General features: G+C 69.3%; 8 protein-coding genes and 1 pseudogene. 4 read left to right on the top strand and 5 right to left on the bottom strand.

Annotated elements, in window-relative coordinates:
* Both ASJ79_RS09390 and ASJ79_RS09395 read right to left on the bottom strand, forming a co-directional pair.
* Nucleotides 1-576 (bottom strand): DUF885 family protein (locus ASJ79_RS09390; protein ID WP_156448356.1); only part of this gene is annotated, 576 nt, incomplete at its 3' end.
* The gene (locus ASJ79_RS09395) at nt 569-1,465 is read right to left on the bottom strand and encodes a neutral zinc metallopeptidase (protein WP_067954464.1); all 897 of its coding nucleotides are present in this window, start codon (nt 1,463-1,465) and stop codon (nt 569-571) included. The genes ASJ79_RS09395 and ASJ79_RS09390, both read right to left, overlap by 8 nt.
* A 78-nt stretch (nt 1,466-1,543) precedes the next feature.
* On the opposite strand from ASJ79_RS09395, the gene ASJ79_RS09400 reads away from it, so the two are divergent.
* Nucleotides 1,544-3,040 (top strand): carboxylesterase/lipase family protein, encoded by a 1,497-nt coding sequence (locus tag ASJ79_RS09400; RefSeq protein ID WP_369803636.1) that lies wholly within the window; start codon nt 1,544-1,546, stop codon nt 3,038-3,040.
* A gap of 4 nt (nt 3,041-3,044) precedes the next feature.
* On the opposite strand, the gene ASJ79_RS09405 is transcribed toward ASJ79_RS09400, so the two are convergent.
* Nucleotides 3,045-3,818 carry an enoyl-CoA hydratase/isomerase family protein gene (locus ASJ79_RS09405; protein WP_067954469.1) on the bottom strand — a complete coding sequence of 258 codons (774 nt, stop codon included), beginning with the start codon at nt 3,816-3,818 and terminating at the stop codon, nt 3,045-3,047.
* Between the two features lie 19 nt (nt 3,819-3,837).
* Complete coding sequence (locus ASJ79_RS09410) at nt 3,838-6,993, bottom strand: adenylate/guanylate cyclase domain-containing protein (RefSeq protein WP_067954471.1); 3,156 nt, start codon at nt 6,991-6,993, stop codon at nt 3,838-3,840.
* Between the two features lie 187 nt (nt 6,994-7,180).
* On the opposite strand from ASJ79_RS09410, the gene ASJ79_RS09415 reads away from it, so the two are divergent.
* The 3 genes from ASJ79_RS09415 to ASJ79_RS09425 all read left to right on the top strand — a co-directional run bounded on the left by ASJ79_RS09415 (nt 7,181) and on the right by ASJ79_RS09425 (nt 9,182).
* On the top strand, nt 7,181-7,588 hold the full coding sequence (locus ASJ79_RS09415; protein ID WP_067954474.1) for a YciI family protein: 408 nt from the start codon (nt 7,181-7,183) through the stop codon (nt 7,586-7,588).
* Between the two features lie 14 nt (nt 7,589-7,602).
* On the top strand, nt 7,603-8,748 hold the full coding sequence (locus ASJ79_RS09420) for an RNA polymerase sigma factor (RefSeq protein ID WP_067954475.1): 1,146 nt from the start codon (nt 7,603-7,605) through the stop codon (nt 8,746-8,748).
* Nucleotides 8,749-8,882: 134 nt separating this feature from the next.
* Nucleotides 8,883-9,182: a hypothetical protein gene (locus tag ASJ79_RS09425; protein ID WP_067954477.1), complete on the top strand. Its 300-nt coding sequence runs from the start codon at nt 8,883-8,885 to the stop codon at nt 9,180-9,182.
* 85 nt (nt 9,183-9,267) lie between these two features.
* Here ASJ79_RS09425 and ASJ79_RS09430 read toward each other — a convergent pair.
* Nucleotides 9,268-10,883, bottom strand: a pseudogene (locus ASJ79_RS09430) (DUF222 domain-containing protein).
* Between the last annotated feature and the right edge of the window lie 128 nt (nt 10,884-11,011).

The following is an 11,011-nucleotide window of genomic DNA, read 5'->3' on the forward strand; positions in this document are numbered from 1 at the left end:
CGCGAGCCCATGATGACGAACGCGAGGTGGACCACCACGTCGGCGTCGGCGACCAGCGAACGCACCGCGTCGCGGTCCAGGATGTCGCCCTGCCGGTAGACGGTCTTGGTCCACCCGTGTCCGGCCGCTGCGGGTCGACGCCCGCAGCGCGTCGGCGTAACCGGCGACGGCCGCCGGGATCCCGGCCAGCCGCCGGTCGACGGTGGCCCAGTCGTCCTCGGTGTCGGTGGGCATCAGGTCGAACACGTCGCGCATCGTCTGCAGCGGGGAGGCGATGACGTTGAGCTCGCCGAGATCGAGTCCGGCATCGTGTATTTCGAGCAGCACACCGAGGCGCTCACGCATCGCGGCGACGGTGACGACGTCGACGCCGTCGGCCGGTTCGATGCCGTCGAGTTCCTGCAACGCGGCGCGGGCGGCTTCGGCGCGCGCCTTCACCCCGTCGGGGGAGTAGTCGGTCATGCGGTCGTCGTGCCCGGCGATGCCGGCTTCGGTGGCCGCGCACGGATCCAGCGCCGCCCAGGTGTCCAGATAGCGTTCGGCGGCCGCGTCGACCGCCGTGGTGGGCCTAGCCAAGGTTGTTCGTCGCGAAGGTGTCGCACTGCGCCGCGTCACCGGTCCGGTAACCGGTGGTGAACCACTTCTGCCGTTGCGACGACGACCCGTGGGTCCACGACTCCGGGCTGACCCGGCCGGTGGCCGTCTCCTGGATCCGGTCATCGCCGACGGCTGCCGCCGCGGACAGTGCGTCGGCGATGTCCTTGTCGGTCAACGGTTCCAGGAACGGAACATCGGTGCCTTCCTGTTTGGTGATGGTCGCGTAGTGCGCCCACACCCCGGCGTAGCAGTCGGCCTGCAGCTCGGTGCGCACCCCGCCGCCGGTGGGGCCGGTCGGGTCCTGCTGGGCGCGGCCCAGCACGCCCTGCAGGTTCTGCACGTGGTGGCCGAACTCGTGGGCCACGACGTACTCCTCGGCGAACGGTCCACCGCTGGCGCCGAACTGGGTCTGCAGGATGTCGAAGAAGCCGACGTCGAAGTACGCGGTCTTGTCGACGGGGCAGTAGAACGGCCCGACGTCGCTGCTGGCGAAGCCGCATCCCTCGGTGTTCACGCCGTTGGTGAACAGTTCGATCTGCGGCCGCGTGTAGCCGGGCATCAGCTGCGCCCACACGCCGTCGAGCGAGTTGCCGGTCGCCACCACCCGGCACTGCGGGATCTCGTTGGCGTCCCTGCCGGTCCGGCATTGGCTCAGATCGAAGCCCTGCGCCTGCGCGCCCTGGGTGTCCATCGGGGCCTGGTTCGGCATCACCGTGCCCGGGTCGACTCCGAGGAACAGTGCGACCACCACGATCAGCAGGCCGCCCAGGCCGCCACCGACCGCGATGCCCCGGCCCGGACCACGGCCGCCGCCACTGCTCGTCGAGGTGGTACTGGTGTCGATCCGCATGCCCTCGTTGAAGGTCATGTCGCTACCCCCATCTACCGCCCGCCCGCTGCGCGGGGCCCGCCTCACACCGATGCCGGTCCAGCTTCGCACACTACGATTTGGCGTGTGACTGTCGTCGCCGGAGAATCCGCTGTGCTGAGCACCCCGTCGGGTGACCTGCGCGGCGAGGTGGAGGCAGGCATCGGCGTGTGGCGCGGGGTGCCCTACGCCGAGCAGCCGGTCGGGCGGCGCCGTTTCCTGGCCCCGGAGCCGCTGAAGCCCTGGACAGGGGTGCGCAACGCACGCCAACACGGTCCGCTACCGCCGCAGACCAAGTCGTTCGTCGGGGGCGGCCGCGACGACCCGAAGGTGCGCGACGAAGCATGCCTGACGCTGACGGTGTGGTCGCCGGACACCACGGCGTCCCTGCCGGTGATGGTGTGGATCCCCGGCGGCGCGTTCGTGTACGGCGCGGGCCAGTTCCAGCTGTACAACGGCTCCCGGCTGGCGGCCAACGGCAACGTCGTCGTCGTCAACGTCACCTACCGGATCGGCGTGTTCGGCGGGTTCGAGCTCAGTGACCTCGGCGACGGGTTCGACGACAACCTCGCGCTGCGCGACCAGATCGCCGCGCTGCGCTGGGTGCGTGACAACATCGCCGCGTTCGGCGGTGATCCGGGCCGGGTCACCGTGTTCGGCGAGTCGGCCGGTGCGACGTCGGTGCTGGCGCTGCTGGCGGCGCCGCAGGCGGACGGACTGTTCCACCGGGCCATCGCGCAGAGTCCGGCGCTACCGTTGATCGCCGATCGCGAGTTCCGTGCCGCCAACGCGCACGAGTTCCTGCGCCGCCTCGGTGTCAGCGCCGCCGAGGTGAAGGACCTGCCGCAGCGTCAGCTGCGACGCGCCGCGGGCATGCTGCAGCTCAAGAGCGCCGCGACCACCCCGACACTGGCCTACGGGCTCACGCACGGCACCGAGGTGTTGCCGCACCACCCGGTGCAGGCGGCCCGGGATCGCCGCACGTCGCGGGTCCCGCTGATCGTCGGCACCAACAGCCACGAGGCGTCGATGTTCGCCTGGACGAAGCCGCCGATGCTGCCGACCACGAAGGCCTCGATCGACGCGTACTTCGAACGCGTCGCTTCGGAAGCCAGAAATGCTGTGCTGCAAGCGTATCCGGCGTATCCACGGCGAAGCGCGCTGGTGGCGCTGGGCGCCGACGCGATGTTCGCCGGACCGGCCTGGGCGTTCGCCGACGCCTACAGCGCGCACGCGCCGACGCGGATGTACCGCTTCGACCATTTCGGGCTCAGCCTGCGCATGCTCGGTCTGGGGGCGACCCACGGCAGCGAGATCGTGCACATCCATCACAGCTACGCGTCCTTCGTCGGGCGCAAGCTGCACCCGCTGGGCCGGCGAATCCAGCCCAGCGTCGGGCGCCGCATGCAGCGGGCCTGGCTCGACTTCGCGTGCAACAGCAGGGACGTCGATGACGAGCACTGGCCGCTGTACGAGACGCGGGCGCGCCTGACCCGACTGATCGCATCCACCCGCGACGTGATGGCCTCCGATCCCGACCGGGACCGCAGAGAAGCCTGGGCGGCCGTCTACTAGCCCGTCAGCGGGCGCGCCACCGCGGCGCGCGCTTCTCCCGCCACGCCTGGATTCCCTCACCGACGTCCTCCGTCGCGGCGGCGACCTTGCGCATCGTCTCGCCGAAGCGCACGGATTCGATCCAGCCCATGTTCGCCGTGCGCCACGCGACTTCCTTGGTGGCGCGTTGCGCGAGCGGGGCCGCCTCGGTGAGCGTGCGGGCCCACGACTGTGCTTCTGCGCGCAGTCGTTCCGGTTCCACCAGGCGCCACACCAGACCGATCTCCTTGGCGCGCTCGGCCGTGACGGGCTTACCCGTCAGCAGCAACTCCATGGCGTCGGCCCAGCGCACCCGCTCCGGGAGCCGGATCGCGCCGACGATGGTGGGCACCCCCAACGTCACCTCCGGATACGCGAAGGTGGCTTCGGTGCTGGCGATGACGAAGTCGCAGAACAGGACTCCGGTCAAGCCGTAGCCGATACACGGTCCGTGGACGGCGGCGATCGTCGGTTTGAACAGTTCCATGCCGGACTCGAACGAGTTGATCGTCGGCTTCTCCCAGAACGTGCCACCGAAGGTGCCCACGGAGCCCTCGCCGTCCTTGAGGTCGCCGCCGGCGCAGAAGACGTCGCCGTTGGCGGTCAGGATGCCGACCCAGGCGTCCTCGTCGTCGCGGAACCGGTCCCACGCCGCGTTGAGGTCCCGGCGCACCGCGCCGTTGATGGCGTTGCGCGCCTCCGGGCGGTTCAGGGTGATGGTGGCGACGTGGTCGTCGCAGTCGTAGGTGACGAGGCTCATGGCTGGACCATAGCCCGGTTCAGGCCATGGCCCGCGCCAGTGCGATGTGGCCGTCGAAACCGACCTCCTCGGCGCGGGACCGGTAACGGTCGCGCATCTCGGCGTAGGCATGCAGGTCGCCGTCGGCCTTCGCGAGCATCGCGCGCATACGCATCAGCGGAAGTTCGTGATACAGGAAGGTGGGTTCCGTCGGGATCGCGGCCAGTCGAGCGACGACCTCCCCGGCGTCTTCGCGATCGCCTTCCCGGTTGCGGGCGAGTAGGGCCTCGACGAGGACGCTGGTGGACCACCCGAGGTTGACACCCTCGCCCGCGCGGATCTCGCTCTCGAGCACCCCCCGGCACAGATCGACAGCGGTGTCGTGGTCGCCGCGGCGGATCGACTCGGCTGCCACTTCCAGGTCGACACACCACGCCGCGATGATCGTGTATCGGTGTTCGAGCGCGACCTGCCGCGACTTCGCCAACAACTCGAAGCCCAGTCGCCGGTCGGTGTCCCGACGGCGCGCCAGGATGAACCCGTAGGTGAATTCGGCGTTGACAAGCAGGAAGTCGTCCCCGAACCGGCGTGCGATCGCCAGGGCCTCGGTGGTATCGCGCAGCGCGTCATCGTCGGCCACCAGCGCCCAGTTCATGATCGCGACGTACTTGAACATCACCACGGTGGAGAAGGTGAACTTGTCGACACTGCGGGCGATCGCGAGTGCGTCGTCGAAATCCTGACGCCACCCGCTGATCCCCAGACAGCAACGCGTCGACGCCCTCATCACCAGTGCCATGGCCAGTGGTGATCCGATGACGAGGTTGCCCATCGTCGGATCTCCGGCCGCGTCGTCGATGGACCGCTGGGCCAGCGCCAACGATGCCGACATCTCACCGGCGTCCCACTTGGCGATGGTGCCCACCGTCGGGATCAGTGCGACTGCCAGTTCCGGGTCGCCGATCGCGTCGATCAGCTCGACCTGCTCGGACGCGAGACGAGACGCCTCGGTGTATCGGCCGTGGAAGTTCAGCATCTGGATCAGTCCGGCCATGCCGATCGCCAAGGACCGTTTGTCGCCGGCCAGCTCGGTCAGCTGCCGCAGCTCGTCGAATCCGACATCGGCCACTTCGCCGCCGACCCGCCAGATGGTCGCCGCGAGCAACGTCCGCGGCGCGATGCGCATGGCCAGGCGATCCGGGTCGCTGTTCGGCAGGGCATCGGCGACGGCGACCGCCCGCCGCCAGCTCATCCTGGCCGCGGCGATGTCACGGTGAGTGGCCCAGGTGCCGGCCTCCATATGCCGGCTGAAGGCCGCGCGGAGGTCACCCGCTGCTTCGAGGTGGGTGGCGATCAGGGCCGCATTGGCCGCGGCACCGTCGGGATCGGCGCGTTCGATCTCGGCGGCGATCCGGCGGTGCAGTTCGGCGCGGCCCGTCTTCAGCTGGGATTCATAGGCCACGGCGCGCATCAACGGGTGCCGGAAGGCGTACAGATCCGGTCGGGTGCCCACCTGTGCGATCAACTCCGCGTCCACCAGGTCGTCGATCACCGAGTACCCGGACACGGCGTCCAAGAGGGCGCGAGAAAACGGCGAGCCGAGCGCCGCGGCCGCGTTGAGGGTGCGTTTGGCCGCCGGCGCGAGCCGGTCGATCCGGGCGGCGATGGTGGTCTGCACGGACGCCGGGACGGGGATGTCGGCGTCTCCGTGACAGGTGTAGGCGCCTTTCGCTCCACCGAGGACGCGGCGCTCGGCGAGATCGCGGACCATCTCTTCGATGAAGAAGGGGTTTCCTGCGGCTCGGTCGGTGATGCGCTGGGCGACAGTGGCCACCGAAGTGTCCGGACCGACGAGCGAAGCGGTGAGCTTCGTGGAGCTCGGATGGTCAAGGGGCCCAAGGGCAACCGTCTTGTCGGCCGCGCCCGCAAGCACACCGTGGTACTCGGGTCGGTGCGTGACGATCACCAGGGCGGACGCCTCGGCGATGGTGCCGAGAAAATCGGCGATCAGCGCCTCGCTGGCCGCATCGATCCAGTGTGCGTCCTCGACCACATACACCGTCGGTTGACGGCGCGACAGTAAGGCTTCGTCCAGCAGCGCGGTGAGGCGCCGCTTCCGGGCATCAGGGGCGACGTCCTCGGGTGGGGGACGGCCATCGCCGATTCCCAGCATGTCGTCGAGCAACAAGAGGTCCTGCGGGTCGGCGTCGGGCAGCGCCGAGCGCGTGGTGGCCCTGGCGCTTTCGGCCGACACGTGCGCGATGCCGAAGAAGGCGCGCAGTAAACCGGTGGCCGCGGCGAAGGGCACGTCGCGGGTATGTGACTGGCAGTAGGTCCAGAACACCTCGATGCCGCGGTCGGTGGCCAGTGCGGCGAGTTCGCGTGTCAGCCGGCTCTTGCCGATACCGGGCGTTCCCACCACATCGGCCACCACGCCTCTGCGATGAGTTGAGTACTCCAGGCAGTTCACCAGCTCTGCGATTTCGTCATTGCGTCCGACAAACGTGGTGTCTGCCGACCGTCGGTCGCGTCGCTCGACGACTTCGAGCAACCTGCGCGCGGGTACCGGCTGGTCCGCGCCCTTGATGTGCACCCACTCCACGTCGCCCAGTCGGGCTTCGTGTTCGATCAGGCGTGCGGTGGTCTCGCTGATCATCACCCCTCCGGGTGGTGCCACCGACTCCATTCGCTGGGCGAGCCCGACGTGTTCCCCGATCACGGTGTAGCCGGGGGACGCGGAACCGATGTCGCCGGCGATCACCTGGCCGGAGTTCAGGCCGACACGAATCTTGAAATCCAAACCGTCGCGCATGCGGACCTTCGCGGCCAGGTCGCGTGCTGCGTCCTGAATGGCCAACGCTGCCAGACAGGCGCGAAGCGCGTGGTCCTCCATCGCCACGGGGGCGCCGAAGCGCGCCATGACGCCGTCGCCGATGAACTCGACGGTGCCGCCGTAACGGTCGACGATCCTCGTCGACCTGTCGAGCAGTTCGGACATGATCTCGCGCAGGCGTTCCGGGCCCACTGCGCTGGCGATGTCCATCGACCGGGTCACGTCGGCGAACAGCACCGTCACATGCTTGTACTCGGCCACCGGAGGCGCGGGGGACAGGGCCGCGCCGCAATGGTCGCAGAAACGCGCACCCGGACGGGCCTCGGTGCCACAGATTCGGCACCGGGTCTGCTGTTCACGCATCCGCGACCCCGACGATCCGACGGCAGTTGGGCTCACGATAGTCCTGCCGGAGCGGTCGTGGAGGCAAAGAGCCGATCGCCGGCCGGTGATCATCGACGTCATGCTCGCCGATGTCGAGAATCGCCTTGCGGCTCCGTCTCCACGGTGAGCGACCAACTAGGGTCGCCAACTGAAGAGGGAGAGATCCATGGCGAAGTACCTGTTCCTCAAGCACTACCGGGGCGCGCCGGCGTCGGTGAACGACGTGCCGATGGACCGGTGGACGCCCGACGAGATCGACGCGCACATCGCGTACATGGAAGATTTCGCCGACCGGCTCAAGGACAGCGGCGAGTACGTGACCCACCATGCCCTGGCAGCAGACGGCGCGTGGGTCCGGTATGACGGCGAGGGCAAGCCGCCGGTGACCGACGGCCCGTTCGCGGAGACCAAGGACCTGATCGCGGGCTTCATGATCGTCGACGTCGACTCCTACGAGCGTGCCGTCGCGCTGGCCGGTGAGTTGTCGGCCGCGCCGGGGGCGGGCGGCACGCCGATCCACGAGTGGCTCGAGGTCCGGCCGCTCCTGGGCGCGGAGCCGGGCACCACCGACTGAGGCCCGTCGACCCGGTGGACGAGAACGAGCTCCGCGACCTGATCCCGGGGGTGCTGGCCGCCCTGGTGCACCGCGGCGCGGATTTCGCGACCGCCGAGGACGCGGTGCAGGAGGCCCTGATCCGCGCGGTTCAGACATGGCCGCGGCAGCGTCCCGACGACCCCAAGGGCTGGCTGATCACGACCGCGTGGCGACGCTTCGTCGACCTGGTCCGAGCCGACGCCGCACGGCGCGCCCGCGAACTCAAGGTGGCGGACGAGCCGCCGCCGGGGCCAGCCGAGTTCGCCGACGACACGCTGCATCTCTACTTCCTGTGCGCACATCCCAGCCTCACCCCGTCGTCGGCCGTCGCGCTGACGTTGCGGGCCGTCGGCGGTTTGACCACCGGCCAGATCGCGCAGGCCTATCTGGTGCCGGAATCGACCATGGCGCAACGGATCAGCCGCGCCAAGCGCACGGTCACCGAGGTGCGGCTGGACCGGCCGGGTGACCTGCGCACCGTGTTGCGGGTGCTGTACCTGGTGTTCAACGAGGGCTACAGCGGCGACGTCGACCTGGCCGCCGAGGCGATCCGGCTGGCCCGACAACTCGCCGCGAGCACCGACGACCCGGAGGTCGCGGGGCTGCTCGCGTTGTTCCTGCTCCACCACGCCAGGCGCCCGGCACGCAAGCGCGGCGACGGCAGCCTGGTACCGCTGGCCGAACAGGACCGTCGGCTGTGGCGGACCGATCTGATCGCCGAGGGGGTGGTCATCCTGCAGGCCGCGCTCGCACGGGACCGGCTCGGCGAGTATCAGGCGCAGGCCGCGATCGCGGCGCTGCACGCCGACGCCCAGACTGCCGAGCAGACCGACTGGCGGCAGATCGTGGAGTGGTACGACGAGCTCGTCCGGCTCACCGACAGTGCCGTGGTGCGGCTCAACCGTGCGGTCGCCGTCGGCGAGGCCGACGGACCGCGGGCCGGGCTGGCCGCGCTGGCCGGGCTCGACCCGGCGCTTCCGCGCTACACCGCCTCCGCGGCCTATCTCCGTGAGAAAGCCGGTGACATCGATGCTGCCGCAACGCTTTACGCCGAGGCCGCGGCTCAGGCGCACAACGTCGCGGAGCGCAACCACCTCATGATGCGCGCGGCGACGCTGCGCCAACGCGGCGGCACCTGAGCGCGGCATCGCGGGACTCGGCATCACATTCCTGCCAGGCGCCGTTCAATTTCTGCCAACTGAAATGAACCGGTTCAGCTGGGGGTTTAACCGGTCAGAAGCACAGAAGAACGCCACCGGGAAGGGCAAGAATCATGAGGAACTTCACCATCGCCACCGCTTTCGCCGCCGGCCTGGGCGCCGCTGTCGTTGGGCTCGCCGGCCCCGCCGCCGCTGCTCCGACCTCCGGCAACGCCGACGCCACGATCAGCCAGCTGGAGGCCCAGGGCCACCGCGTGGTCGTCAACCGGCTCTCCGATACCCCGCTGAGCCAGGCCAATGTGGTCGGCGTCAACAAGGGCGGCGATATCCGCTCCACCGTCCGGGACTTCCGCAACGACCGGACTTTCCAGAACACCACCACGGGCAGCGTCTACTACGTCGACGTGCGCTGAATAAATCATTCAGCGGCAGGCCGTAGGCCGGAACCGAGAAGGGCACCTCCCACAAGGAGGTGCCCTTCGGTTGTTCGGACGTGTATCAGAACGGCGGTGGGTCGTCGCCGTAGTCGGGCTGCTGGATCGCTCCCGGTGGTGTGACGGATTCGTACTCCGGGGAACGGGCGGCTTGTTCGAGTACGCGTTGGGTGGCGTTGTAGGTGCGTTCGGCGGTGATGCGGGCGGCACGGTTCTGAGCGCGGGTGCGTCGGCGGGTGGGCATCATCAGGTGCCGGCCCGGGTGGGTCGGTGAGGCTTGGTGGCCTGGCGGTGGAGGCGGGGCGGGTGGGGTGGCGCTGTTCCACAGCGGGAACAGCAGGGCGGTCAGCGGTTTCGTGGTGTAGCGCAACCCGGCGGGGGTGGTCACGATGAGGGCGCCGTCGGGATGCTGCTGGTCGGTCCAGCCGGGAACGAAAGTTTTGATCAAGTGGTGCAGGCGGCAGTAGCACTTGATGTTGGCCGGGTGGGTGGCTCCGGCCGGCCAGGGCTGGGTGTGATCGAGGTCGGAGTACACGGCTGGACGGTCGCAGCCGGGGAAGCGGCAGGTCATGTCCCGGGTGCGGACGAAGCGGGCGAGTGCGGCTGAGGGCCGGTAGCGCGGTTCGGTCTTGAGGTTGAGGCTGTCGACGAGGCGAATCTTGGCGCCCTGCAGGACCAACTCGGCCAGCAGTGGTGCGGGCAGGATCGCGCCTCTGAACCCGGGGACCAGCGCAGGCTTGCGTTCCGGGTGTACGGGCTCGGGATCGGACTGTTGCTCGGGCTGCGGCTCGGGCTGCGGCGAGGCGGGCGCCTCGTCGATGGGTGTGTCGCCGTGCAGGTGGGGATCGGGTTCGGCGTGTAGCGAGTCGGGGTCGGCGATGACGTGGATGGTGATGCTGCTGGCGCGGCCGTCGTCCTTCTTGGCGGGGCAAGCGGGGTCGGGGCAGGTGCAGGCCAGGAAGAACACCCCGGATCCCATGGCAGCGCCCACGGCGTCGGCCCGGCGCTGGTCGGTGGTTCGGGGATCGTCGGCGCAGGGTGTGGCGATCATGATGGCGAGGCGCTGTTGCATCAGCGCAGCGTCGGGCAGGCTGATGCGACCGTGCACGGTGACGGTGCCGGTGTTCTCGTCGGTGTAGTCGCCGACGTTGAAATAGCGGCCCCGCATGGCGTTGCGGACGCGGCGCACGGCGTCGGGGTCGTGGCGGTGGATCCAGACGTCGATGGCCTGAGCGAGTTTGGCATCGGACAAATCGCCCCAGGCAGCGGCTGTTCGGCCAGGGCGGTGTCGATGGCCGGGAGCGCCGCCTGACCGACCAGGAAGGTGCGCCAGGCGATGGTGGCGATCATGGTGGCGCTGATTTCGCCGGCGAGGAAGCGGGCGCCGACCTTGGGGAGCCGGTCGCGCAGTGTCAGGGCGAGGTCGATGAGGCCGAGGGCTTTGCCGTGGCGCAGCGCCAGCGCGCAGCTGATGTGGGCGGCAGCGGCGTCCGTGTCGTCGATGGCGAGGCGTTCGCGGAGCTCGCCGGCGACGGCGCGGCGGTGCAGTTCGGCGATCGCGGCCAGTTTGCGGGCTTCGGCGGCTGAGGCGGTGGCGGCCCACCCGCTGATGGACTGGACCAGCACGGAATCGCTGACGGTACCCATCGCCGTGGGCCCTGGAAGCGATCCGTCGAACATGTGTACTGCTTATCTGCTTAAGTGGACCTATGCTGTTCAGCGTGGGTGTCGAGGGCGCTCCCGTGGGCGGTGTGGACTACCCGCGGACCTATCAAGAATTCCGGGCGTGGTTTCCCGATGACGCCTCG

The sequence above is a fragment of the Mycobacterium sp. NAZ190054 genome (genome assembly GCF_001545925.1).
Taxonomy (GTDB): Bacteria; Actinomycetota; Actinomycetes; order Mycobacteriales; family Mycobacteriaceae; genus Mycobacterium.

Excerpts from the sequence above, each read along its gene's own strand:
- ASJ79_RS09425 (WP_067954477.1), top strand. The coding sequence starts at position 8,883 with ATGAGGAACTTCACCATCGCCACCGCTTTCGCCGCCGGCCTGGGCGCC.
- ASJ79_RS09415 (WP_067954474.1), top strand. The coding sequence starts at position 7,181 with ATGGCGAAGTACCTGTTCCTCAAGCACTACCGGGGCGCGCCGGCGTCG.
- ASJ79_RS09410 (WP_067954471.1), bottom strand. The coding sequence starts at position 6,993 with ATGCGTGAACAGCAGACCCGGTGCCGAATCTGTGGCACCGAGGCCCGT.
- ASJ79_RS09395 (WP_067954464.1), bottom strand. The coding sequence starts at position 1,465 with ATGACCTTCAACGAGGGCATGCGGATCGACACCAGTACCACCTCGACG.
- ASJ79_RS09405 (WP_067954469.1), bottom strand. The coding sequence starts at position 3,818 with ATGAGCCTCGTCACCTACGACTGCGACGACCACGTCGCCACCATCACC.